Source organism: Polynucleobacter sp. 39-46-10 (assembly GCF_002282275.1).
In genome coordinates, this window is sequence record NZ_NCJB01000029.1 from 1 (window position 1) to 24,459 (window position 24,459).

At 45.4% G+C, this 24,459-nt stretch carries 24 protein-coding genes; 11 read left to right on the forward strand and 13 right to left on the reverse strand.

Annotated features, from left to right (window positions below; all coding sequences use genetic code 11):
• The first annotated feature begins 115 nt into the window (after positions 1-115).
• The gene (locus B7X71_RS04405) at positions 116-1,120 is read left to right on the forward strand and encodes a polyprenyl synthetase family protein (RefSeq protein WP_293597228.1); all 1,005 of its coding nucleotides are present in this window, start codon (positions 116-118) and stop codon (positions 1,118-1,120) included.
• Here the strand turns inward: B7X71_RS04405 and B7X71_RS04410 are convergent.
• Entirely contained in the window at positions 1,117-2,052 is a 936-nt protein-coding gene (locus tag B7X71_RS04410; RefSeq protein ID WP_293597227.1) for a glycine/sarcosine/betaine reductase selenoprotein B family protein, read from the reverse strand. The genes B7X71_RS04405 and B7X71_RS04410 overlap by 4 nt on opposite strands.
• Positions 2,053-2,108: 56 nt before the next feature.
• On the opposite strand from B7X71_RS04410, the gene B7X71_RS04415 reads away from it, so the two are divergent.
• Positions 2,109-2,876 (forward strand): fumarylacetoacetate hydrolase family protein, encoded by a 768-nt coding sequence (locus tag B7X71_RS04415; protein ID WP_293597226.1) that lies wholly within the window; start codon positions 2,109-2,111, stop codon positions 2,874-2,876.
• Positions 2,877-2,998: 122 nt separating this feature from the next.
• Here the strand turns inward: B7X71_RS04415 and B7X71_RS04420 are convergent, their stop codons facing one another.
• Together B7X71_RS04420 and B7X71_RS04425 are read right to left on the reverse strand one after the other, a co-directional pair.
• Positions 2,999-4,018, reverse strand: coding sequence for a 2-dehydropantoate 2-reductase (locus B7X71_RS04420; protein WP_293597225.1), 1,020 nt, complete (start codon positions 4,016-4,018; stop codon positions 2,999-3,001).
• Between the two features lie 101 nt (positions 4,019-4,119).
• A complete protein-coding gene (locus tag B7X71_RS04425; RefSeq protein ID WP_293597224.1) occupies positions 4,120-5,535 on the reverse strand; it encodes a sodium:solute symporter family protein in 1,416 nt (471 codons plus the stop codon).
• Between the two features lie 108 nt (positions 5,536-5,643).
• Here B7X71_RS04425 and B7X71_RS04430 point away from each other — a divergent pair, with 108 nt between their 5' ends.
• The gene (locus B7X71_RS04430) at positions 5,644-6,633 is read left to right on the forward strand and encodes a squalene/phytoene synthase family protein (protein ID WP_293597223.1); all 990 of its coding nucleotides are present in this window, start codon (positions 5,644-5,646) and stop codon (positions 6,631-6,633) included.
• On the opposite strand, the gene B7X71_RS04435 is transcribed toward B7X71_RS04430, so the two are convergent.
• Positions 6,630-7,124, reverse strand: a complete 495-nt coding sequence (locus tag B7X71_RS04435; RefSeq protein ID WP_293597230.1) for a methylated-DNA--[protein]-cysteine S-methyltransferase — start codon at positions 7,122-7,124, stop codon at positions 6,630-6,632. The genes B7X71_RS04430 and B7X71_RS04435 overlap by 4 nt on opposite strands.
• A gap of 137 nt (positions 7,125-7,261) precedes the next feature.
• On the opposite strand from B7X71_RS04435, the gene B7X71_RS04440 reads away from it, so the two are divergent.
• From B7X71_RS04440 to zapD, 6 genes are read left to right on the forward strand one after another with little or no spacing between them, the layout of a single operon-like run.
• Positions 7,262-8,551: a CNNM domain-containing protein gene (locus B7X71_RS04440; protein ID WP_293597222.1), complete on the forward strand. Its 1,290-nt coding sequence runs from the start codon at positions 7,262-7,264 to the stop codon at positions 8,549-8,551.
• Entirely contained in the window at positions 8,548-9,618 is a 1,071-nt protein-coding gene (locus B7X71_RS04445; protein WP_293597221.1) for a GspE/PulE family protein, read from the forward strand. The genes B7X71_RS04440 and B7X71_RS04445 overlap by 4 nt, the downstream gene beginning before the upstream one ends.
• Positions 9,619-9,623: 5 nt before the next feature.
• On the forward strand, positions 9,624-10,682 hold the full coding sequence (locus tag B7X71_RS04450) for a type II secretion system F family protein (RefSeq protein ID WP_293597220.1): 1,059 nt from the start codon (positions 9,624-9,626) through the stop codon (positions 10,680-10,682).
• Positions 10,682-11,182, forward strand: a complete 501-nt coding sequence (locus tag B7X71_RS04455; protein WP_293597219.1) for an A24 family peptidase — start codon at positions 10,682-10,684, stop codon at positions 11,180-11,182. The genes B7X71_RS04450 and B7X71_RS04455 overlap by 1 nt, the downstream gene beginning before the upstream one ends.
• 17 nt (positions 11,183-11,199) lie before the next feature.
• Entirely contained in the window at positions 11,200-11,799 is a 600-nt protein-coding gene (gene coaE, locus B7X71_RS04460) for a dephospho-CoA kinase (RefSeq protein WP_293597229.1), read from the forward strand.
• Positions 11,800-11,834: 35 nt separating this feature from the next.
• A complete protein-coding gene (zapD, locus tag B7X71_RS04465; protein WP_293597218.1) occupies positions 11,835-12,587 on the forward strand; it encodes a cell division protein ZapD in 753 nt (250 codons plus the stop codon).
• Here zapD and B7X71_RS04470 read toward each other — a convergent pair.
• From B7X71_RS04470 to B7X71_RS04490, 5 genes are all read right to left on the reverse strand, one after another.
• Positions 12,584-13,000 carry an NUDIX domain-containing protein gene (locus B7X71_RS04470; RefSeq protein ID WP_293597217.1) on the reverse strand — a complete coding sequence of 139 codons (417 nt, stop codon included), beginning with the start codon at positions 12,998-13,000 and terminating at the stop codon, positions 12,584-12,586. The two genes, zapD and B7X71_RS04470, sit on opposite strands and share 4 nt — an antisense overlap.
• A 13-nt stretch (positions 13,001-13,013) precedes the next feature.
• A complete protein-coding gene (locus tag B7X71_RS04475) occupies positions 13,014-13,874 on the reverse strand; it encodes an ATP-binding protein (protein WP_293597216.1) in 861 nt (286 codons plus the stop codon).
• An 11-nt stretch (positions 13,875-13,885) separates the two neighbouring features.
• Entirely contained in the window at positions 13,886-15,121 is a 1,236-nt protein-coding gene (gene argJ / locus B7X71_RS04480) for a bifunctional glutamate N-acetyltransferase/amino-acid acetyltransferase ArgJ (protein WP_293597215.1), read from the reverse strand.
• A gap of 49 nt (positions 15,122-15,170) precedes the next feature.
• Positions 15,171-15,548: a DUF779 domain-containing protein gene (locus B7X71_RS04485; RefSeq protein WP_293597214.1), complete on the reverse strand. Its 378-nt coding sequence runs from the start codon at positions 15,546-15,548 to the stop codon at positions 15,171-15,173.
• Positions 15,549-15,625: 77 nt separating this feature from the next.
• Entirely contained in the window at positions 15,626-17,146 is a 1,521-nt protein-coding gene (locus tag B7X71_RS04490) for an aldehyde dehydrogenase family protein (RefSeq protein WP_293597213.1), read from the reverse strand.
• Between the two features lie 278 nt (positions 17,147-17,424).
• Between B7X71_RS04490 and B7X71_RS04495 the strand changes: the two genes are divergently transcribed.
• Positions 17,425-18,561, forward strand: a complete 1,137-nt coding sequence (locus tag B7X71_RS04495; RefSeq protein ID WP_293597212.1) for a helix-turn-helix domain-containing protein — start codon at positions 17,425-17,427, stop codon at positions 18,559-18,561.
• Here the strand turns inward: B7X71_RS04495 and secA are convergent, their stop codons facing one another.
• The gene (gene secA / locus B7X71_RS04500; protein ID WP_293597211.1) at positions 18,562-21,327 is read right to left on the reverse strand and encodes a preprotein translocase subunit SecA; all 2,766 of its coding nucleotides are present in this window, start codon (positions 21,325-21,327) and stop codon (positions 18,562-18,564) included.
• A 24-nt stretch (positions 21,328-21,351) separates the two neighbouring features.
• On the opposite strand from secA, the gene B7X71_RS04505 reads away from it, so the two are divergent.
• On the forward strand, positions 21,352-21,885 hold the full coding sequence (locus tag B7X71_RS04505) for a hypothetical protein (protein ID WP_293597210.1): 534 nt from the start codon (positions 21,352-21,354) through the stop codon (positions 21,883-21,885).
• Between the two features lie 2 nt (positions 21,886-21,887).
• Here B7X71_RS04505 and lpxC read toward each other — a convergent pair whose 3' ends face one another.
• The 3 genes from lpxC to B7X71_RS04520 all read right to left on the reverse strand — a co-directional run.
• On the reverse strand, positions 21,888-22,802 hold the full coding sequence (lpxC, locus tag B7X71_RS04510; RefSeq protein ID WP_293597209.1) for a UDP-3-O-acyl-N-acetylglucosamine deacetylase: 915 nt from the start codon (positions 22,800-22,802) through the stop codon (positions 21,888-21,890).
• A gap of 28 nt (positions 22,803-22,830) precedes the next feature.
• Entirely contained in the window at positions 22,831-23,331 is a 501-nt protein-coding gene (locus tag B7X71_RS04515) for a peroxiredoxin (protein ID WP_215376659.1), read from the reverse strand.
• A 111-nt stretch (positions 23,332-23,442) separates the two neighbouring features.
• On the reverse strand, positions 23,443-24,459 hold a 1,017-nt coding region (locus B7X71_RS04520), incomplete at its 5' end, for a cell division protein FtsZ (RefSeq protein WP_293600251.1).

The following is a 24,459-nucleotide window of genomic DNA, read 5'->3' on the forward strand; positions in this document are numbered from 1 at the left end:
CTTTATACTGTTTGCCACCGGTTTTTATGACCGCGTACATGGTTTGAAACCTCAATTAATATCTACATTTAAGCTAATCCACCCTGGATGAGCTAAGCCGATTATTATATCTTGCATGACGAGCACTGTCAAAACCAATGAATTAAGCCAAATTTTGGCCCCAATTGCCTTAGATTTCAAGGCCTTAGATGAAGTTATTCGCCTACGATTAGCCTCAAAAGTCGCCTTAATTGACCAAATCTCTACTTACATCATCCAGGCGGGTGGAAAACGGGTTCGACCAGCCCTTTTACTGCTAGTTACCAAGGCCTTAGCCAACGGCAAAGAAACCCCCCATGCCCTAGAGCTGGCAGCAGTAGTGGAATTTATCCACACAGCCACCCTGCTCCACGATGATGTTGTTGATGAATCCACCCTCAGAAGGGGTCGCGAGACTGCCAATGCTGCTTTTGGCAATGCTGCAAGCGTGCTGGTAGGCGATTTTCTGTATTCCAGGGCCTTTCAGATGATGGTGGGACCCAATGATCTGCGGGTAATGGAAATCCTGTCTGACGCAACCAATACGATTGCTGAGGGCGAAGTTTTACAGCTCCTCAATATGAATGATCCAGAAGTCGATGAAGAGAGCTATTTGCGGGTGATCCGCTATAAAACCGCTAAGTTATTTGAAGCATCCACAGAGCTTGGGGCGATTTTGGCCGGTGCTGATGCCGAAAAAAGAGAGCAGTCTGGCGCTTTTGGGCGCCATATTGGTACGGCCTTCCAATTAATGGATGATCTTCTGGATTACACCGCAGATGCATCTCAAATGGGGAAAAATGCAGGCGATGATTTGAGAGAAGGAAAGCCTACGCTTCCACTTATTTATCTTCTTGAAAATGGTAGCAATGAAGAGCGCCTACTAGTTCGAGCAGCAATCGAACAAAATCAAGACTTGCCAGATGATGTCTTCCAACAGATTCTGAGTGCAGTTCAAAATTCTGGCGCTCTGGATTACACCCAAGCTGCCGCGAAGCGAGAAGTCGATCTTGCTCTAGAATGCCTCAACGACTTTCCTCAGAATGAGGCAACAACAGCACTACATGCCTTGTGCAAATACTCTCTGTCTAGACAGACTTAAGCGCCAACGCTTTTTACCCTGATATCGCGTGCCGTGATGCGCGCTTTTTCTGCCTCAGCACGCAAACGCGAAATTTCTTCAGCAGTAAGTCGCTCAAGATTCGAATAGTCTAGCTTCCAAGTGGGGTCGGAGGCCCATGCCAAAGGGGATTGTACCGTTGTGCGCGGTCCCGGCGCACCCTCAAGCAAACGTAAAGCCAATTCAAAATTAGAGTCTTGAGATTGTGCATTATTAGGGAGTGCAGCAGCGTTGCCCAGCGGAAAGTCGCTAAAGAGCAAACGAGGGACACCGCAATATTCCACAATATCTTTCGCTGCACCCATGATGACTGTGGGAATACCTGCAGCCTCTAAATAACGCGCCAATAAACTTTGACTTTGGTGGCAGATTGGGCAATTCGGAATCAGCACTGCTACATCAACGCGATCTGCGCGCATCTTGCTCAGGATTAAAGGCGCATCAATCTCCAGAGTATGGCGTTGACTACGATTGGTTGGCAGCCCGTAAAAATGTTTAGATAAGGATTGAATGCGTCCCTTTGCAACAGCCCGTTTTGCTGCGTCCAATGGAAACCAACAATTACTGTCCTGCATATTAGCGTTGCGCCTATCAACACCTACATGGGCAATACGCAAGTCTGCATTCCCGTTAATCGAGAGAGCATAGGGGTCGTAAAACTTAGCTGCAGCGTTATAGGGGGCGCCAGGTCCTTGGGGGCCTTTGCTGGCATCAAAGGGTACTGCAGTGGTGACTAAACCTAAGACCGACTGATTTAGAGGTTTTTGCAGTGAAGCAAAAGGTACCTGAATATAGTGCGCCCACACATAGGGCATCTCATATCCCAAGCCTAGATAGTAATTACGGGTCCGCTCAATATAGCGAACCGGCTGATCCAATTCAGGTACAAATAGCAATTCAGAATTCTTAGTCATCAATCCATCCCTGTAAGATATTGCTTATCAAATATTAACTATCAGGAGGATTCATTATGGCTCAATGGCTCAGATTTCAACATCAAGGCAAATCCGGCTTAGGACAATTACAGGGCAATCAAATTGCCGTGTACACCGGTGATTTATTTAATAACCCCCAAGCCACCGGCGAGAGCCTAATGCTATCTGATGTCACTATCGACATCCCATGCACCCCATCGAAAATGGTTGCTATGGTGGACAACTTTCATGCACTAGTCACAAAACTTGAACATGCGGTGCCAGCGGAGCCTTTGTATTTTCTGAAAGGTAACAATTCTTTCTTGGCAGCTAATCAAGTCATTCGCACTCCAAAGTCTTATTCTGGAAAAGTCGTTTATGAAGGCGAACTCGGCATTGTCATCGGCAAAGCTTGTCATGAAGTAGATGAGACTCAAGCAGCCAATGCTGTTTTTGGTTATACCTGCATTAATGATGTCACTGCAATTGAGATTTTGAATCGCGATCCTGGCTACGCTCAATGGACACGCTCTAAGAGTTTCAACACCTTTGGCGTCTTCGGCCCTTACATCACCACCGATGTAGATCCAAGCAAGCTAACAATTAAAACGATCTTGAATGATCAAGAGCGTCAGAACTATCCCATCGCTGACATGATTTTCCCACCAGCAAAATTGGTCAGCTTGATCTCACAAGACATACCACTGCAGGCTGGCGACATCATTGCCTGCGGCACCTCTGTTGGTGTTGGCTCCATGAAGCCCGGAAGCAATGTCAGCATCATTATTGATGGCGTTGGGCACCTAGAAAATCGCTTCGAATAAGTCATCAAGGCCGTTGATCTAAAACCAAAACCGCAAAAGAAAAACCCTCACCATGTTCAGTGGTGAGGGTTTTTTAATGCTCCATAACTTCAGCTATCAGATCTACTTATTGCCGTAGACTCTTAGTAACCAGAAACAGATGGCAATGCTAAACTTCCTTTAGAGGTCTGAACATTTTCATCAAGATACTTTGTTAACGCAAAGACTGTGTTGAGGCAAGGCGTTGGTGTTTCAGTAATCTTGCCAAGCTCAATTACGGAACCCAATAGAGCATCGATCTCTAAGCTACGACCCGCTTCCAAGTCTTGCAGCATCGATGTTTTATGTTTACCCACTTTTTCAGCACCAGCAATACGACGCTCAATATCGACACGGAAAGTCACACCCAACTTCTCGGCAATCGTTTGTGCTTCAGCCATCATGCTGCGAGCCAACTCTTTAGTAAGTGGATATTGGCAAATACCTTCCAATGTTCCGTGAGTCAGAGAGCTGATTGGATTGAAGGTCATATTGCCCCACAACTTCAACCAAATCTCGGAACGAATATCTTCTAGGATTGGTGACTTAAATCCAGCAGCTGACATCATTTCAGACATCTTCTGAATACGCTCAGTCTGCTGGCCATCCAACTCACCCAATGGGAAGCGATTGCCTTCAACGTGACGAATCACGCCGGGAGCCTGAGTAAAGGTAGCTGGATAGACTACGCAACCAATAATATTGTTTGGATTGATTGTATTCTTAGCAACACCACCAGCATCAACCGTTTCAACTGAATGATCTTGATAGTCACCACCCAACTTCTGGAAGTACCACCAAGGAATTCCGTTTTGCATTGGAATCAAAATGGTTTCTGGTCCCATGATTGCGGCGAGATCGTCGATGATCGGCTCAACCTGATGCGCCTTCACCGCCAAAATCACTACATCAGGTGTTTCTGCATCCCGAATTTTTTCAACCGCTTTCACCTGTGCCACTAAAGGCTCAGGCTGGTCATCCATAATTAATGCAAGGCCACGCTCTCTAATTGCGGCCAATGTAGCGCCACGCGCTACAACTGTAACGTCATTGCCAGCTCGTGCCAACATAACAGCAAGGTAACCGCCAATTGCGCCCCCTCCACCGATCACACAGATTTTCATAAGAACTCCATAAAGATAAAAAATTTTGAATTAGTGTCATATTAGATGAGAACATTTTGCGGTGCAACAAAATATTGTGCCTAATATTTAAGCAATTTTGGTCAACTTGCGATCAATCTAGCTCTGGGCACTAATCCGCCCAAAAGCATGCCGGCAATGCTGGCTAAAAGACCTGCTAATTGAGGGGGGAGAATAGCCTCAGGTGCAAGCACTTCACAGCTAATCCAAACAACGAGACCGCACACTACTGATAACAATCCACCTAAGGAATGTGCCCTAGACCAGTACACCCCAAAAGCCAGTGGTACAAAAGCTGCAACCAAAGTCACTTTGTAGGCATTCTCAACCATCTTAAAAATGGATAGATTGGAGTTGATAGCAAAAAAAGTGACCACTAGGGTGAAGCAGAGCACAGTAATTCGCATGACCTTCAACAAGTCTTGATCAGATAGGGGTTTAAAAAATCCTCTTACAATATTTTCAGCAAAGGTAACGGATGGCGCGAGCAATGTAGCGCTGGCACAACTCTTGATAGCCGATAGTAAGGCACCAAAAAACATCACCTGCGCAATCAGTGGGGCATGATTCAAAATCAGCTTTGGCAAAATCATTTGTGGATCTGTATATAAATACTGCTTCACTAGATCTGGACTAATGATGGTTGCAGAATAAGCCAAATACAGCGGAACAAATGCAAAGACAAAATACAGTACTCCGCCCAGCAAAGCAGCTTGCACTGCAATGTTCACATTCTTAGAAGATGTGATCCGCTGAAACACATCTTGCTGCGGAATAGAACCTAACATCATCGTGCATAAAGCGGCTGTAAAGCCAAGGATAGAGGCGAGATTCATATCGGGCCAGAAGTTGGAAAACTGGCCAGCAGCTGCAGCATATTCAAAAACTACACCAACACCCCCAGTTTGAGCCGTTATCTCGCCGCCGATATAAAGCATGCCCACCACAATGATGATCATCTGGATGAAGTCGGTAATTGCCACCGACCACATGCCACCAAAAAGTGTATAAATCAGAACGCTACCAGCGCCAATTAACATACCGGCCGTTTGTGTGATGCTGCCTTCAGACACAACATTAAAAACAAGTCCCAAGGCTTTAATCTGAGCAGCCACCCACCCTAAATAGGAAACCACAATACAGAGCGTTACCAAAACCTCTACGGTGCGACCATATTTTTCTCTGAAGAAATCGCCGATGGTGAGCATGCGGCGGTTGTAGAGATGACGAGCAAAGAAGAGTCCGACTAATATCAGGCATAGGGAAGATCCAAATGGATCAGAAACAATCCCGCCCAGCCCCTCTTTTAGAAAGGTAGCTGGGATACCTAGCACCGCTTCGGAGCCAAACCAGGTAGCAAAGACGGTAGCGGTAACGATAGGCAAAGGAAGGCTATGGCCTGCTGCGGCAAAGTCAGCTGTGTTTTTGACCCGTAGTGCAGCCCAAAGACCGATGCCTACAGATACCACCCAATAGATGATGACAAACCAAATCAACATCGCCCAATTTCTCCTTCAAGAATTTGGTCAAATTATATGGCCTTGTCACTTATGTCATTTAATCAATCAGGGCTAAATTTAGGTACGCTGGTCTGACATAATTCATGGGTGAATTCCCCCATATACCCAAAAGAGAACCCCAACAGCGATCTTGCCTATCAAAAGGCGATTTTAGGTTCTGTATCGCGTACTTTTGCGCTCACCATCCCCTTGCTCCCTCCAGCGATTGAGGTAGTAGTCGGCAATACCTATTTACTGTGTCGGATCGTTGACACAATTGAGGATGCTGCTGAACTTAGCCCAACAGAGAAGCAGGATTTATCTAAATTATTTTTAGAGGCAGTTCTGGGATCTACTCCTGTGGAGGCATTTGTGAGCTCCTGCTTAGAGGCTCTTAAGAACTACTCCAATGTTGATGAGCTCGACTTAATCGCGCATACCCCAACCGTCCTTCGCATTCTGCACACCTTTCCCGATAAAGATCAGTCAGCGATTAGTCGCTGCATTTCAATTATGTCCGATGGTATGTCCCATTTCCATGGCCGACAAACTCAGGAGGGACTAAAAGACCTCGCAGAGCTTGAGGAGTACTGCTATGTGGTGGCTGGCGTCGTAGGAGAACTACTGACAACCGTCTTTAGCAACTACTCTTCCGGATTTGCAAAGCAGATTGAAGGGTATGAGCAACTTGCAATCGATTTTGGTCAGGCTCTGCAAATGACTAATATCCTAAAGGACTCACCAGAGGATCGTGCACGTGGCGTTTCTTGGAAACCAGCAGCCATGACTCAAACGGCACTCCTCCAGATTGCCTACGCAAAACTGCAAGACTCGATGCGCTACATTCTTTTGATTCCGCAAAATGAAGTGGGCATGAGGCGCTTCTGTTTTCTAGCCTTCGGTCTCGCAGTCATGACCCTTGAGAAAATTGCTACTAGAAGAGAATTTAGTAACAAATCTGAGGTGAAGTTATCCAGGAATACCGTTTGGATATTTTATGCATTCACAAAGATCACAGCTAGCAATGGGTTTCTAATGAAATCATTCTTTTATGCTGCATCCAGTCAACTCAGAAAACTATCTACAGAGAATACTTAAAGCACGCCCTCATGCTTTAAGAGCCAAACTTTGACCTGGCGATAAAAACCCGGAGCATCTTCCTTCATAAAACCCCCAAGACCTTGTGCAGACACCACCCTATGGCAAGGGGTGACCAATGGATAAGGATTTGCACCGCAAGCAGTCCCGACTGCCCGGGGTCCACTTTTAATCTTTTTTGCGATCTCACCATAGGTGCTTGTCTCTCCCACTCCAACACCTAGGATGGCACTCCATACTTTTTGTTGATGAGCCGTTCCAGCAGGCTTTAGTGGAACACCAAAGATGGATGAAGCATCTTTGAAATACTGAATGCACTGTTTTGAAAATGCTTTAGCCAGGGCATTTCTCGGGGAGATTAACGCGATACCTGGAGGCAAATAATCGATTTTTGAGATCATCAAACTACCATCTACCAACTCTGTTTGCACCCCTAGACACCCAAAAGGGGCGGGTATCACGCAATACTCAGTGGATGCAGAAGTGGCCATGCCGAAGATTCTGACATACATTCCGGAATAAATTCGCATAAGATTCCAATGCAGCTATAGCTAGTGAAGTAGCACTTTGCTATATTGAGTAGCACTTTGCTATATTGGTTGCTCCTTATTCTTTGCAGGCATCATTGATGGACACTTTTTTTGATGATTGGCCCTTTATTGGCCAAGTCGCATTAGTCCTATTTTTACTCGCACTATCGGGCTTCTTTTCGATGGCAGAAACCAGCATGCTCTCCTCGAATCGCCATCGCCTACGGGCAATGGCTCATGGTGGGAATACTGGAGCTGCACTTGCTGAGAGATTGCTGAAGCGAATTGATTCACTGCTTTCAGTACTACTGATTTCTAATAATCTCATCAACACCATCCTGCCAATACTAGTGACCGGCATTGCTTTACATATTTTTGGCGATAGCGGACTGGTGTTATCACTTGCCACATTAGTGGTTGCGCTACTCATCATTATTTTTAGCGAGATCACGCCAAAAGTGATTGGCACAGCCTTTCCAGAAAAAATTGCTAGTAATGTAGGCTGGTTCATTCTCCCGCTGACTTTTATTCTCAAGCCACTACTCTGGTTCATTAATAGCTTTGTATCGGGTTTAATGAAAGCCTCTGGATTACAAGCCTCGACTGATGCCAGGGTAATGAGTAAAGAAGAATTACGCAGCCTAGTTCTGGAATCCAATCGCTTTGTTTCTGCCCATCATCGCAATATTCTGCTCAATCTTTTTAATCTTGAAAATATCTTGGTTGATGATGTGATGACGCCCCGTTCCAAGATTGAAGCATTAGATCTTTCTCGTCCGATTGATGAAGTGATTGAGCAACTAGAAACCTGCTATCACAATAAGCTGCCAGTATGTGACGGCGACTCTGAGCGCATCGTGGGCATTCTTTCTGTAAAAAAAGCGCTCTCATTGCTAGGAAATGCAGAGCTTCACCATGAAGACTTCAGATCCTTGCTAAATGAGCCTTATTTCATTCCCAGCGGGACACCTGTTCTGCAGCAGATGCAATTTTTCCAAGATAATCAACAGCGCTTGAGTTTAGTGGTCAATGAGTATGGCGAAGTACTTGGCCTAGTCACCTTTGAAGATATTGTTGAAGAGCTTATCGGCGAGTTCACCACCTCATTTTCGAATCTTTCCAATGATCCTCATTGGTTGGCTGATAGAACTTATCTTGCTAGCGGTACCGCATCATTACGAGATTTAAACCGCCTTCTGAAATTAGATCTCCCGCTCGATGGTCCGCGCACCCTTAATGGCCTCATCCTAGAAAAACTTGAAGCGATCCCTGATTACGATGTCAGCATTCGGATTGCTGGCGTAGTGATGGAAATTGTTCAGTTTGATGAGCACGGGGTAAAAACAGTGAAGCTATACCAACCTCTTGCTCAGACAAATCAAGATTGAGCGACCTACTGCATGACTCTCACATTATCCGGACCTGGCATGACATCGCTGTTGATGCATTAAACAATCGGGCAACGGATATTCATATTGAGGCGAGATCTCAAGAAACTATAGTACGCATAAGAGTAGATGGCCTCCTCACCTTACAAAATCAATACCCCATTGATTTACATGAGCGATTAATTACGCGCATCAAAATATTGGCACGTCTCGATATTGCCGAAAAGCGTTTACCCCAAGATGGGCGCCTTGTGATTGGCCATGACTTTAGCCGTCCCAATATTGATTGCCGAGTATCTATTCTTCCTACCTTACACTGTGAGAAAGCTGTCGTTCGTATCTTGCCTAGCCGCCTAGAGGAGTTGGCACTAGATCAGATTGGCTTACTGCCGGAGCAACTTAAAATAGTCCAAGATGCTATTGGCCAAACCAATGGATTGATTCTAGTAACGGGGCCCACTGGAAGCGGGAAGACGCGCACCTTATATAGCTGCTTAAGCGCACTGAACCAAGTACAACGCAATATTTGCTCTGTTGAGGATCCTATTGAAATCCGACTTCCTGGAGTCAATCAAGTGGCTTACCACCCAAAAGCGGGGTTGGACTTTCCAACTATTATTCGCGCCCTTCTACGCCAAGATCCGGATGTCATCATGATTGGTGAAATACGTGATCCCGCAAGTGCGCAGCTTGCTATTCAAGCAGCTCAGACAGGTCATTTAGTTTTAAGTACGCTTCATACGCGCAACGCTATTGGCGCTTTAGGTCGACTCAAAAGCCTCGGTATAGATCAAGAATCGATTGAATCCTGTCTTCGCTGTGTCAGCTCTCAAAGATTAATTCGAAAGCGCTGCAAGCAATGCAATTCAATTACACGAAAGACACACTGCAATCTTTGCAAGGGATCGGGCTATTTTGGTCGCATTGGTGTCCATGAGGTTTTGGGAGGTAAACAGTTATTTCAATCAATTGAGGCTCTTGATATCTACTCAGCAGGAATTCAATTGCTGAAGTCCGGCTTAATAGATCAGATGTCACTAGATTCCGAACTTGGCACTTGGCATTAGTCCAGATGCTGTTAAACAGAAAGCTTAGCAAGTCTGAGCAACTCCATTTTGCCGAGCAGATGCTGGCGCTACTTCAGGCTGGACTTCCTTTGCTAAATGCCATACAGCTATTAATTCAATCTGCACCAAAATCCTGGCAGGCTTGGTTAGCAGATATTCGCGACCTACTTCAGAAGGGTAATAGTTTTTCTTTTTGCCTAAGTGCCCAAGACGGAAAATTTTCCCCAGAGTTTTCCAACCTCATCAGAGTCAGCGAGAGAACGGGTGATCTCAGCTTAGCGCTTCGTACAATTTCACGGCAACTGGAAGCCCAGATTGAACTGAGAAGAAAAGTACAGCAGTCACTGACTTATCCTGCAGTTACTTTAGCCACCTCCATCCTATTGGTACTTGTGATGATGATTTGGGTTGTACCGGTATTTAAAGAGGTCTTTGGGCACTTTCAGGCAGAGTTACCGACGCTAACCAGAATTCTCATCTCCCTCTCCACCGGCATCCAAAATTACTTTCTAGAGATATTGCTAGGCACGATCGTGATGGCCGCAGGCTTTGGGTGCGCCTGGATCAAATCTAGCTCAATCCAAAAGTATTGTGACGCCCTCTTGTTGCGCGCACCCTTATTTGGCAATCTCTTTAGACTGGCAACACTGAGTCATTGGTGTCGAACCTTAGGGCATTTACTGGAAACTGGCTTACCACTTCCGGATGCCCTGAGAGTCACCGCGCAATCTTCAAATCACTGGGTGAGCCACGACTTTAGCGCTGAGATATTTAAACACCTCACTCGTGGCTGGCCTTTGGGGGAATCACTCAAAAGAGCAGATCCCAAGTCGCGACTTCTTGATGTAGAGACATTGCTACTACTACATATCGGCGCCGAAAGTGGCGCATTAGCTGAGATGCTAAATAAGCGTGCCGCTACATTGGGGGCACAATTAAGTAGCCAACTCAATACACTCAGTCAAAGCTTGGAGCCAGCGCTCATTCTTTTTGTTGGCGCCATTATTGGCAGTTTGGTCATAATCCTATATCTACCCATCTTTAATTTAGGACAAATCGTTTAGTGGATCCCACGATAAGCATCTGGATATTGAAATCTCTATTGATACTGGCTTTGCTTTATTTAGCCTATATTGATTGGCAAACATTTCGCCTACCGAATGCAATAACATTCCCCTTAATTTTTTTGGGCATTGCTTTTAACGCAATCTCAGATCTGCGCCTGACCACCACAAGCTCCGCTTGCGTCGGGGCTTTTCTAGGCTATGTATCGATTTGGACATTAAATACCGGTTACCGTCTTCTGAAAAACCGCAACGGCATTGGCATGGGTGATGCAAAACTCTTGGCAGCTTTAGGCGCCTGGTTAGGCTGGGGCACTCTACCCAGCATCCTGCTAATTGCCTCCACCACAGGAATGATCGGCGGCATTATCTGGCTTCAATGGCGTGGCCATCAACTTCAACAAGCTTTCCCTTTTGGGCCCTTTTTAGCTATTGCTGGCATCATTGAGCTGTTATGGCCTCAACTCATTCCAACCCTGATCCTACCCAAGCTGCTTTAAAAGCCTTAAAGGGGAAAATTCCTTTAATTGGCTTAACTGGTGGCATTGGGTCTGGCAAGACAGCAGTTAGCAACTTACTGGGTGAGCTTGGAGTTGGGATTATTGATACGGATTTGATATCCCATCAAATCACCGCCCCTGGCGGGAATGCCATCCCGCTGATTGCTAGAGCATTTGGGGCAGACTTTATCAATTCCGAAGGCGCACTGAATCGAGCCAAAATGCGAGCCCTAGTCTTTGGAGACTCCAATGCTCGTCAAGCTTTGGAGAAAATAACCCACCCCTTGATTCAGCAAGAAACTACCAAACAAGCCTTTGAGTTAGCCAAGTCTGGAGCTCCCTACCTTGTTTTTGTAGTCCCCCTTCTAATTGAGTCTGGGTATTGGGTAAAGCTGGTTGACTATCTTGTAGTTGTTGATTGTCCAGAGGAGACCCAAATCCAAAGAGTGATGCACCGCAACAATATGACCCGCTTAGATGTAGGAAATATCCTCAAAGCACAAACAAGCCGGATGGTTCGTCTAGCGGCAGCTAACGCCGTTATTGAAAATCAAGGCAGTCTGGATGACCTCCAATCAGAGGTTCTGAGTCTGCACCAACAATTGCTCAAAATTTAAGAAGAACCCCTAAGTTCGTCATAGAATATAGGCTTGTGATTGTCTACGAATACCCTTTCAATGAACTAGTTCGAAGCATGCTTCGGCTAGAGTACTTGTTCGCCCGCTTCAATCACTTCCTTCGATCCGATGATCCCGAGCTTCACCACAATGCAATTGCGATGTTATTTGACCTCGGTGATATTGGTTCTCGAGGCGATATCAAATCACTGCTACTCAAAGAATTTGAACGTCAAAAATATGCCTTGAACGGTTTAAAGTCTTCCCAAAAAGTTGATCAAGCAGCGCTGACACAAACTCTATCCGAAATTGATAAAGCCGCACTGAACATTAATCAATCGATGGGCAAGCCTAATTCTGCGATTACTGAGAGTGAGTGGCTCAATGCTATTCGGACTCGATTAAATATTCCCGGTGGAACAAGTCCGATTGATTTACCGAGCTACTATGCCTGGAAAAATACTTCCTCAACTCAGCGTCGAGAGTTATTAGAAAAATATGTTGCTCCACTTTTTCCGTGGCATGAGGCTTGTCAAATTTTCTTGAGACTACTTCGTCAATCTGGCGAAGCTAAGGATGTTGTTGCACATCAAGGATCTTATCAACAAGCGCCATCAGGCAAGGTATATCAATTGATGCGCATCGCCGTAGAAGATGACAGTCTCTTCTCAGAAATCAGCGCTAATAAATATCTACTCTCAATCCGCTTTTTGAAGATTGATCAAGATAAAAAACCGCAGATCATGAATGCGGATGTGCCTTTTAGACTCACTCTCTGCCAGCTCTAGGCCTTTAGTAGTTTTAGCTTCTCCAGCATTGGCCAGGCAGCAGGCAGCAAAGGCTCTACAGTTGGAGGTGAATTACCAATCAATTGCCAAGATAGCTCTTGCCCCTCGCAGCCCTTAGGTACTCCAGTCCATTTTCGAACAATGCTGACATGTAAACGAACATAAGCATGTGGGTAGTCATAATCCAAGACAACCAACTCTTCGCTGGACTCAATATCAATTCCGAGCTCTTCCTGCAATTCACGCTTAAGTGCTGCGAATACCGATTCACCAGCTTCAATCTTGCCGCCCGGCACCTCCCAGTAACCAGCATAAGGCTTTCCTTCTGGTCGCTGACCTAGAAGATAGCGCCCTTGTGTATCGAGCAGGATCCCAGCAGCAACTTCTGTCACAGGACGATTAGAGTCATTCATGAATCGCTAGCAATTAAGCAGTATGTGAGCCGGCCCAGTGCTTAGCAAACTGCCAAGCTACACGACCAGAACGTGAGCCACGTTCCAGAGCCCAAACCAATGCCTCAGCTCTAGCACCTTCAATCTGTGCATCGCTCAAACCAAAATGACGCAACCAGTGAGCAACAATTTCTAGATACTCATCTTGTTTTGGTGGATAAAACGATAACCACAAACCAAAGCGTTCTGAGAGAGAAATTTTTTCCTCAACCACTTCACCAGGGTGAATTTCTCCATCATCACTATGGGAGTAGCTGAGATTATCTTTCATATGTTCAGGCAACAGATGGCGACGATTCGAAGTAGCGTAAATCAAAATATTGTCGACTTGAGCTGATACGGAGCCATCCAATGCAGATTTCATAGCCTTGTAGCCAGATTCGCCATCTTCGAATGAGAGGTCATCACAAAAAATAATAAAACGCTCTGGTCTATCGGCCAATAAATCGGTGATGTCGGCTAAGTCAGCCAGGTGCTCTTTTTCCACCTCAACTAAACGCAAGCCTTGGCTAGCAAACTCATGCAAGCTTGCTTTAATGAGGGAGGACTTTCCTGTACCACGAGCGCCTGTTAGCAAAATATTATTAGCAGGCATTTTTTGAATAAAGTTTTTTGTATTGTCACGAATCGCATCACGTTGACGATCAATATTCTTTAGGTCTTCAAAAGTAATATCGGCAACATGCTTAACTGGCTGCAAGTATCCAATACTTCCAAAAATGCTATCGCGGCGGCGCCATCTAAAAGCAGTTGAAGATTTCCACTGCTCTTCGGTCAAGGCTTTAGGTAAAAATGTTTCAAGATGACTTAAGAGTTGCTCTAATTTTTCATTCATTTCACAAATTCCTATGAGCGGTAATCAGCATTAATAGAAACGTAGTCATGTGATAAATCACAAGTCCACATCGTCTGCTGTGCCGATCCACGACCCAAGTCAATCTTGACCATAATTTCTGGAGCCTTCATCACTCTTTGGCCATCAGCCTCTTGATATTCAGGATTGCGGCCGCCATTCTTAGCAACCCACACATCTCCAAGCCACATCTGCACTTGGTTAACGTCGAGGTCGACAATGCCAGCATAGCCAATCGCCGCCAGAATGCGCCCTAAGTTGGGATCACTAGCAAAGAAAGCTGTTTTAACTAAAGGTGAGTGAGCTATTGCCTCCGCTACTAAACGACATTCTTTTTCAGTCTTGCCACCTTGCACATCAATCGTAATAAATTTAGTGGCGCCCTCGCCATCTCTGACAATCATTTGAGCCAGCTTACGCGCGAGATCAATCAATGCAGCCCGAACCAAACCATAGCTAGCATCAGCAGTCGATTGAATCTGAACAGATGACTGGCCAGTCGCCATGATGATGAATGAGTCATTGGTCGAAGTATCGCCATCAATCGTGATCGCATTAAACGAAAGGTCGGCAATCTCACGTGTCAAAGAGGAAAGTAGTCCCGGTGCAAATCCAGCATCCGTTGCAATGAATCCCAACATGGTCGCCATATTCGGATGAATCATGCCCGCGCCCTTGCAAATACCTGTGATAGTCACAAGTCCAGCCGGGGCATCCATAGTGATGGATGTCGCTTTAGGCTGCGTATCTGTTGTCATGATGGCTTCTGCAGCAGCAAGCCAATGATCTTCACCTAAATCTTCTACTGCATTTGGTAAAGCAGCAATCAATTTAGCAATTGGAAGCGGCTCAAGAATGACGCCAGTTGAAAACGGCAAAATTTGTTCTGGATTGAGCTTGAGCTCTTTAGCCAACTCAGCGCACGTTGCTAATGCATCTTGCATGCCTTGCTCACCAGTTCCCGCATTGGCATTTCCAGTATTCACCACCAAAGCAAGAATCTCACCCTTAGTACCATCCAGGGCCAAATGCTCTTTACAAACCTGAACCGGCGCAGCACAGAATCGATTTAAAGTAAAAACACCAGCAACCTGGGAGCCAGGCATTAAAGTCATCACCAATAAATCTTTGCGATTGGCTTTTTTGATACCAGCTTCGGCGATGCCCATCTTAAAACCTTTAACAGGCTTTAGTTGGTCTTTTTGGGGGAGTGGTAAGTTAACTGTCATTATTCGACAATTGTAGAGGAGACTCTAAGGAACCACTTGGAGTGGCTATCTAAGATAAATCCCTTAATACCTGAGACTCAATTGATTTCCACTCTTCGTCAGTAAATAGACGTGAACGCGTGTGGAATGCCTTCCCCGTCGAACCCTCAAGGGAAAAAGTTCCACCCTGCCCTTCAATTACATCCAGAATTAGTTGGGTATGCTTCCAGTACTCATATTGGAGCTTGCCGATATAAAAAGGCACGCCTACAAGCTCCCCCAATTGAATATCGTAAGGGCCAATAGTGAGGTCCGTGGGTAAATAACAATTTGCCGCACTATTGTCACAACACCCCCCGGATTGGTGAAACATGACTTGACCATGTTCGGCTTTTAGCTGCTCAATTAGTTGGAGTGCAGCTTCTGTTGCAATTACCCGTTCTACCATTGCAATTTCCTTGGGGAGCTACATTAGACAAAAGGGCGGATTTCCCCGCCCTTTAATAAACATAAAAGCATTTCAGGTCAGAAGAAGCCCAACTTAGACTCACTATAGCTGACCAATAGATTCTTGGTTTGCTGGTAGTGATCAAGCATCACTTTATGAGTCTCCCTACCGATACCTGACTCTTTATAGCCACCAAATGCTGCATGGGCCGGATAAGCGTGGTAACAATTAGTCCATACGCGGCCAGCCTTGATGGCGCGACCCATGCGATAAGCCACATTACCATTGCGTGACCATACTCCGGCACCCAGACCATAGAGAGTGTCATTGGCAATTTCCAGCGCCTCCGCTTCGTCCTTAAAAGTGGTTACAGCCAAGACTGGTCCAAAGATTTCCTCTTGGAAGATGCGCATCTTATTGTGGCCTTTAAACAGTGTTGGCTGTACATAGTAGCCGCCCGCAAGATCACCTTCTAAATTTGCTTGTGAGCCACCTATCAGCACTTCCGCACCTTCTTGCTTACCCAAGTCCAAATAAGAAAGAATCTTGGTTAGCTGCTCTTTAGACGCTTGCGCACCCATCATGCTATCTGTATCGAGTGGATTTACATGCTTAATTGCAGCAACCCGCTTAAGGACTTTTTCCATAAACTTGTCATAAATACTCTCCTCAATCAAAGCTCTTGATGGGCAAGTGCAAACCTCTCCTTGATTGAAGGCAAACAAAACTAAACCTTCAATTGCCTTATCCAAGAATCCATCATCTTTATCCATGATGTCAGCAAAGAAAATGTTTGGCGACTTTCCGCCCAACTCAAGAGTTGCAGGAATCAGATTGTTTGCTGCAGCTTGCGCAATTACCCGACCAGTAGATGTAGATCCAGTAAAGGCAATTTTTGCAATCCGCTTACTGGTTGCGAGTGGCATGCCAGCTTCACGACCATAGCCATTGACAATATTTAACACGCCAGGAGGCAAGAGATCAGCAATCAATTCCATTAATACCAAAATAGACACTGGAGTAGATTCAGCCGGCTTTAAAACTACACAATTACCAGCAGCTAATGCTGGCGCAAGCTTCCAAGCGGCCATCAAAATTGGAAAGTTCCAAGGAATAATTTGACCCACTACACCCAAAGGCTCATGAAAATGATAAGCAACTAAGGTGTCATCAATTTGAGACAAAGCACCCTCTTGCGCACGAATACATCCTGCGAAATATCTAAAGTGATCCACTGTTAGTGGAATGTCGGCATTAAGTGTTTCACGGATGGCCTTGCCGTTATCAATCGTTTCAGCATAGGCAAGCAACTCTAAATTGACTTCAATGCGATCTGCAATTTTCAAAAGAATATTTCCGCGATCAGTTGGCGATGTTTTTCCCCAAGACTCAAAGGCCTTGTGTGCAGCATCTAAAGCTAGATCAATATCTTCGGCACTAGATCTAGCTGCTTGGGTGTACACCTTCCCACTGATCGGGGTAATAACATCAAAGTATTGACCTTTGACTGGAGCAACCCACTTTCCACCAATGAAATTATCGTATTTAGCTTTGTACTGAATTTTTGCGCCTTGGGCGCCGGGGGCTGCATAGATCAAAATCTTCTCCTATTAAGTAATCAATGCCATTCATGTTGATTTGCAAATGACGTTCGAGATACTTTCACTCAAGCGAATTCCTTAATCAATCAGAAGCAGCGCAGCAATTTATAAAACCATATAAATCTATTGAAAACAAGGGTATTTCCTGATCAAAAAACTGTATGACTGTTCATTTTTGTGACAATCTAGAATCCCATCCATCATTAAGGGTATTACCTCATTCAGCAATCGAAATTTGTTTATATAGTAGAAAACTAAATATCTGCAACATCAAAATGAAAATTGCCAATCTCCGAGACATCAGAAGAAGCTGGCTTCTTCACGGAGACCCGCCTGCTGATGGTCTTGAGACTCAATTAGGATTAACGGTTTATCGATCTTGGCAAAGATGTTTGCAATCTGGTTTAGATGCTTATCAAAGACAGTTGCCAGACAATATCTTGAGTGGCCAGATACTCCAAACTCGCATTGAACAGCGCCGAGATTTAATTGCATTAGCAAAACCCACCATGGGCTACCTACATGGCTTAATGTCTGGCAGTGGTGGCGTCATTGTGCTGTCTGATCACCAAGGGGTTATTGTGCACTCGGTCGGAGATGCTGAATTTATCTCCAAAGCTGATCGAGTGCTGTTAAAAACGGGCGCGTCATGGCTTGAAAAACATCGTGGTACAAATGCCATTGGTACAGCCTTATTTGATCGAATGGCAGTATCCGTAAATGGCTCAGAACATTTTTTAGAAAATAATGGATTCCTAAGCTGTACCGCAGCCCCCATCTTTGAGCCTGATGGCAAGATTAGCGGAGTCTTAAATATCTCCACAGATAAAAGTACTCACCACCCTCATACCCTCGGGCTAGTGAAAGCAACTGTCCACTCACTGGAAAAGCAATTATTTTCAGCCAATGAATTTCAATACGCCCTAATTCTAAGGGTGCATAACAGTCCTGAAGGCTTGGGGTCTATAGGCGAAGGAATCGTAGGAGTTGATGAAAGCGGGATCATTCTAGGAATTGATAGGGTTGCTCTATCCCTACTGGAAATGAAGGCGATTGATATTGGAGTAGTCAAGATTCAGCAAATCTTAGACACTTCATTAGAGCAACTCTTCGATAGGGCTAAAAAAGATAGTGCCAAGGTTCATGCATTAAGAATGCATAGCTCTAAATCTTTATTCTTCAGAGCAAGTTTGAGTCAGTCATATGCTTATCACCCCCGGGATTCTGCGGCACCCGACCATAAAGATTTTCCTGAAAATGAGGGTGTAGTTGAATCCGGAGCACTAAAACAACTTTCTAGAATGGCCATTCAAAAAACATTGGAGAAGACTAATGGAAACATTAGTCTTGCGGCCAAATTGTTACGAATCAGCAGAAATACTTTGTATCGCTATTTAAAGTCTCAACCCTAATTACGCCAAAGCGCCGCAGCAGTTCTTATATTTCTTACCGCTACCGCAGGTGCAAGGGTCGTTGCGGCCGACTTTAGGACCGGAGCGCATAGGTGCAGGGGTAATTTCAATTGCCGCACCACGGTCGCCGGTCGAACCAGCTACCTCAATATCTGCATCAGCATGCTGATATTGCACATCTGATAGCTTAGCTAAATCTTCATTCATGGACTCAGAAGCTTCATCCAACTCGCTAGCACTACGTATCTGCACCGTCATGATGCTTTTCACGACATCATTCTTGATGACGTTGAGCAGCTCACCATACAACTCAAATGCTTCACGACGATATTCTTGTTTTGGATCCTTCTGGGCATAGCCACGCAAATGGATACCTTGACGCAAATGATCTAAAGCAGCCAAATGTTCACGCCAATGCGTATCTAAGCTGTAAAGTAAAACAGAGCGCTCAAATCCAGCAAAGGATGCGCGTCCGGAAAGCTCTACTTTTGCATCGTAAGTTTCTTTTGCTGCCTCTAGAACCCGATCAACGATTTGCTCATCGTCCATAGACTCAGCATTTTCAACCCAATTTTTCAGGTCAACCGTTAAACCCCAATCGCTGGCTAATGCATTTTCTAGGCCAACCAAGTCCCATTGCTCTTCCATTGACTCTAAAGGGACGTATGGAGCGCAAATGCTACGTAAGACATCTTCACGCAAATTGGCAATTAAACCACCGACATCAGCACTTTCCAAGACTTCATTTCTAAGGCGATAAGTTTCTTTACGCTGATCGTTGGCGACGTCGTCATATTCCAACAACTGCTTACGAATATCAAAGTTACGGCCTTCAACTTTGCGCTGAGCAGACTCAATAGAGCGAGTAACCATGCCCGCTTCAATCGGCTCGCCATCAGGCATCTTCAGGCGATCCATTACGGCACGTAGACGATCCCCAGCAAAAATACGTAAAAGTGAATCGTCTAAAGAAAGATAAAAACGGGAAGAACCAGGGTCACCCTGGCGGCCAGCTCGTCCACGTAGCTGATTATCAATACGACGACTCTCGTGACGCTCTGTACCAATAATATGTAAACCACCGGAAGCCAAGACTTGATCATGCAAGCTCTGCCACTCGTCCTGCAAAGTCTTAATCTTGGTAGATTTTTCTGCATCCGAAAGAGCGGCATCTGCCTCAATTAAAGAGGATTGCTTGCCAACGTTTCCACCTAAAACAATATCCGTTCCACGGCCTGCCATATTGGTAGCAATGGTGATCATCTTCGGTCTACCAGCCTGAGCAATGATTTCTGCTTCGCGGGCATGCTGCTTCGCATTCAATACTTGGTGTGATAACTGACGCTTATCCAGTAAACCTGCAATTAATTCTGAGTTCTCAATCGAGGTTGTACCAACCAATACAGGTTGGCCACGCTTGAAGCAATCCTCAATATCTTTAATAACTGCATCGTAGCGCTCACGCGCTGTCTTATAGATTTGGTCTTGACGATCTTTTCTTTGACTGATGCGGTTTGGTGGTATCACTACCGTTTCAAGGTTATAAATTTCCTTGAACTCATACGCTTCAGTATCAGCAGTACCAGTCATACCGGCCAACTTGCCGTACATACGGAAGTAATTCTGGAAAGTAATTGTGGCTAGAGTCTGATTCTCATTCTGAATCTGCACACCCTCTTTAGCCTCAACAGCTTGGTGCAAACCATCAGACCAACGACGACCCTGCATTAAGCGGCCTGTGAACTCATCAACAATAATGACTTCACCATTCTGAACAACATACTGTTGATCACGGTTGTACAAGGTATGAGCACGTAATGCCGCATATACGTGATGCATCAAAGTAATATTTTGTGGGGCGTACAAAGAATCGCCATCATTCAAAGCGCGAAGCTCAACTAAAACTGTTTCGGCCTTATCGTGACCGCGCTCAGTTAAATAGACTTGCTGCGACTTTTCATCAACCCAGTAATCGCCTGGCTTTTCAACACCAGTGCCATCTGCTTTTTCTTCGCCAATTTGACGCTCTAAGTAAGCAGGCAATGCATTAATCTTGATGTACAAATCAGTGTGATCCTCGGCCTGACCAGAAATGATCAATGGGGTACGCGCCTCATCAATCAAAATAGAGTCAACCTCGTCAACAATCGCGTAAGCTAGGCCACGCTGAACACGCTGACCCAAGTCTTGCACCATGTTGTCACGGAGGTAATCAAAACCAAACTCATTATTGGTACCGTAGGTGATATCGGCCGCATAAGCCTCTTGCTTAGTCGTATGATCCATCTGGGATAGATTCACACCAACCTTCATACCTAAGAAGTTATAGAGTGTTGACATCCATTCAGCATCGCGCTGAGCTAAGTAATCATTGACAGTAATAACGTGAACACCCTTACCAGTTAGGGCATTTAAATACACAGGAAGCGTAGCAGTTAAGGTCTTACCTTCACCCGTTCCCATTTCAGCAATCTTGCCTTGATGTAATGCAAGGCCACCCATCATCTGCGCATCAAAATGGCGCATCTTCATCACTCTCGAGCTCGCCTCACGAACTACTGCAAAAGCCTCTGGAGCAATGTCATCCAATGACTCACCAGCAGCCAAACGCGACTTGAACTCAGCAGTTTTTGCTTGCAGTGCGGCATCATCCAAAGCTTGCACGCTAGGCTCGAAAGCGCTAACTGTAGCAACCACTTTGCGATACTGTTTTAAGAGGCGGTCGTTACGACTGCCGACCAGGGTTTTAAGAAGACCGATTACCATGGGATATTGAAGTAAATTAAGACCTTGAGTTTATCACCCGCACCCTCTTTTTATATGAACTTTGCCCCTAAACCTATCCGCACGAAAGCCGCCCATGAGTGGTTGGAGTATTTGCGCGACTCTGAAGGCTTAGGCGGCATTTTGGCCAAAACAGAAGATCTGGCCAAACTCAAAATTGCCCTTAAAGCGGCTCTATTTGAGCTGGATTTAGATAACTTAGCCCCCAAAATTGAGGCTGGATGGCGTTCTAGTGGTCGGAATGAGCTATTTTTATTGGTCAATGGGGCAAGTATCGCCACCCGTCTTCAACAAATTTTACCCAGTCTAATCAATGAGTTATCAAAAAAAGGGGTAATTTGCACCAGCATTAAGGTGCGCCTCAAGCCAGTACCACCCACTTGGGAAGTTAAACCCCAAGAGGGACGCCAAGCTGGCCAAAAGCCAACGGGCTTTAATGCCGTAGCAAGAGCTTCTTGGGAATCTTTATTGGAGAAATTAGCGCCGGACTCTGATTTGCGTAAGGCCGTTGAACGTCTTCTTCAAAGCAAGCCCAAATAATCCTAGAAAAAGAGGGGTTGGCTCTCTTTGGAATAGGCTGAGGGGGCTTTATTTTCTGGAAAGCTGCTGATTTCGTAAGAACTAGGGTCTTCCAAAAGCTTGCGCAAAAGCGCGTTATTGAGGGCATGACCTGATTTTTCAGCAACATAGGAGCCTACGATCGGGTGTCCAACTAAATAGAGATCGCCAATAGCGTCCAAAATTTTATGGCGAACAAACTCATCTTCATAACGCAATTCTTCGTTATTGAGAATGCGATGCTCATCGAGAACGATCGCGTTATCTAAACTTCCGCCACGCGCTAATCCCATCTCTCGCAATGCCTCAACTTCATGAGCAAAACCAAAAGTGCGAGCACGTCCAATCTCACTTCGATATGCGTGTTCTGCAAAGTCGACTGCAAAGCGCTGACCGGTCTTATCTACTGCAGGATGCTTAAAATCGATTATGAAATCTAACTTAAAACCAAAGAAAGGCTCAAGGCGTGCGAGCTTATCGCCCTCTTTAACCTCTACCAGTTTTTTAATCACTACAAACTGTCTGGGAGCCTCTTGCTCAGCAATACCAGCCGATTCCATTAAAAACAAAAATGAAGCAGCACTGCCATCCATGATGGGAACTTCTTCGCCATCAAGCTCAATTAATAAATTATCCAGCCCTAGGCCTGCACAAGCTGAGAGCAAATGCTCCACCGTGGAAACACGCACTCCATCCTTTTGAATCACTGAGGCCAAGCGGGTATCGCAAACCGCCAGAGCAGTAGCCGGTACAACCGATTGCTCCGGGGTATCTACACGCACAAATAAGATTCCTGAATTTACCGGCGCAGGCTTGATAGACAAAGTTACCTTGCGCCCCGAGTGCAAGCCAATCCCCACGGTTTTAATCGGAGTGGCGATTGTGCGTTGCTTCATCATGGTTTTATCTAAATTCAGGAATGATTTCTTAAAGCTTCTTCAAAATTGAAGCAGCGTCGCTCACTTCAAACTTGCCAGGTGCTTCACGATCTAAAGTGGTTACTACACCGTCTTCAACAATCATGGCATAGCGATCTGAACGAACACCTAGGCCACGAGCAGTCAAATCCAATTCGAGACCAAGTTTCTTGGTGAACTCGGCACTACCATCACCTAACATACGGATCTTTTTACCAACTTTTTGATCTCGTCCCCAAGCACCCATTACAAATGGGTCATTTACTGAGATGCACCAAATTTCATCAACACCTTTTGCCTTGATTGCATCAAAATGCTCAACATAGCTAGGAACGTGCTTTGCTGAACAGGTCGGTGTAAATGCGCCAGGCAAAGCAAAGATCACAATCTTTTTGCCAGCAGTAAGCTTTTCAACCTCGAATGCGTTTGGGCCAATTGCGCAACCTTCGCTTGCTTCATCTAAAAACTCATAAAGAGTAGCGTTTGGTAATTTTTGTCCGACTGCGATCATAAAGTCTCCAATGAAATAGTTGTCATGAGTATGCCAACGCTAACGCGGGATTCGTCGTCCGGAGGGGCGCCGCGCTGGCATTCTGCACAATCTATTGTATTGAGCAGTGGTTTAGTCTGCTTGCTTACGTAAAAAAGCTGGGATTTCGTAGTAATCAGCCCCTTTATCCAACATGGTTTTTGCCTGTGGTGAGCTATCAGCCCCTAAAGTCGGCGCAGAAGTCGCCTCACGATTAGGGCGAAAAACTCTCGGCAAATCATATTGGCTGTAATCAACACCGCTAGTTGCTGGTTGAGCGGCCATCGAGGGTGCACTACCTGCACCCGTCATTGCCAACCCAGCGCTAGTGCTCAAAGCCGAATCAAGACTTACCTTACTCATTGCTGCTGAAGTACTTGCTGGAGCAAAGCTGTTTAAGTCAGCCATTGTTGGCATCGCATCGTGCGTACCTGTAGCTTGTCTCCAAACCACTTCTGGCTGATGATGTTGGCGTGCTTGTGGATTATTCAAACCAGTCGCTACAACAGTGACACGCAAGGCATCGCCTAAGCTCTCGTCATAAACAGTACCGAAGATCACAGTAGCATCATCTGCAGCATAGCCACGAATCGCCGCCATGACTTCGCGAGTCTCAGACAATTTCAATGAACGACTGGCAGTGATATTAACTAATACGCCACGTGCACCAGACAAATCAACACCTTCGAGTAATGGTGAAGCAACTGCAGCTTCAGCAGCTAAGCGTGCGCGGTCCATGCCGGAAACTGTTGCAGTTCCCATCATTGCCTTGCCTTGTTCGCCCATCACTGTTTTCACATCCTCAAAGTCGACGTTGATCAAACCTTGTACATTGATAATTTCTGCGATACCTGAAACAGCGTTATGCAATACGTCATCAGCGCATGCGAATGCCTTATCAAACTCAGCATCTTCACCCATCACTTCAAAGAGTTTCTCATTAAGAACCACGATCAATGAATCTACATATGACTCAAGCTCAGAAGCTCCGTTTTCAGCGACCTTCAGACGCTTCACGCCCTCAAAGTCAAATGGCTTGCTAATAACACCAACAGTCAAAATACCCATCTCTTTAGCAACTTGAGCAACGATTGGTGCTGCACCAGTACC

Bases quoted from the DNA above. Each gene is read 5' to 3' on its own strand.
- B7X71_RS04475 (WP_293597216.1), bottom strand. From the start codon at position 13,874: ATGAATGAAAAATTAGAGCAACTCTTAAGTCATCTTGAAACATTTTTA.
- secA (WP_293597211.1), bottom strand. From the start codon at position 21,327: ATGGTAATCGGTCTTCTTAAAACCCTGGTCGGCAGTCGTAACGACCGC.
- B7X71_RS04420 (WP_293597225.1), bottom strand. From the start codon at position 4,018: ATGAAAATCTGTGTGATCGGTGGAGGGGGCGCAATTGGCGGTTACCTT.
- B7X71_RS04425 (WP_293597224.1), bottom strand. From the start codon at position 5,535: ATGTTGATTTGGTTTGTCATCATCTATTGGGTGGTATCTGTAGGCATC.
- B7X71_RS04470 (WP_293597217.1), bottom strand. From the start codon at position 13,000: ATGAATGACTCTAATCGTCCTGTGACAGAAGTTGCTGCTGGGATCCTG.
- B7X71_RS04495 (WP_293597212.1), top strand. From the start codon at position 17,425: ATGAAAATTGCCAATCTCCGAGACATCAGAAGAAGCTGGCTTCTTCAC.
- B7X71_RS04450 (WP_293597220.1), top strand. From the start codon at position 9,624: ATGCTGTTAAACAGAAAGCTTAGCAAGTCTGAGCAACTCCATTTTGCC.
- B7X71_RS04440 (WP_293597222.1), top strand. From the start codon at position 7,262: ATGGACACTTTTTTTGATGATTGGCCCTTTATTGGCCAAGTCGCATTA.
- B7X71_RS04485 (WP_293597214.1), bottom strand. From the start codon at position 15,548: ATGGTAGAACGGGTAATTGCAACAGAAGCTGCACTCCAACTAATTGAG.
- lpxC (WP_293597209.1), bottom strand. From the start codon at position 22,802: ATGATGAAGCAACGCACAATCGCCACTCCGATTAAAACCGTGGGGATT.
- argJ (WP_293597215.1), bottom strand. From the start codon at position 15,121: ATGACAGTTAACTTACCACTCCCCCAAAAAGACCAACTAAAGCCTGTT.
- B7X71_RS04410 (WP_293597227.1), bottom strand. From the start codon at position 2,052: ATGACTAAGAATTCTGAATTGCTATTTGTACCTGAATTGGATCAGCCG.
- B7X71_RS04405 (WP_293597228.1), top strand. From the start codon at position 116: ATGACGAGCACTGTCAAAACCAATGAATTAAGCCAAATTTTGGCCCCA.
- B7X71_RS04415 (WP_293597226.1), top strand. From the start codon at position 2,109: ATGGCTCAATGGCTCAGATTTCAACATCAAGGCAAATCCGGCTTAGGA.
- B7X71_RS04515 (WP_215376659.1), bottom strand. From the start codon at position 23,331: ATGATCGCAGTCGGACAAAAATTACCAAACGCTACTCTTTATGAGTTT.
- B7X71_RS04435 (WP_293597230.1), bottom strand. From the start codon at position 7,124: ATGGCCACTTCTGCATCCACTGAGTATTGCGTGATACCCGCCCCTTTT.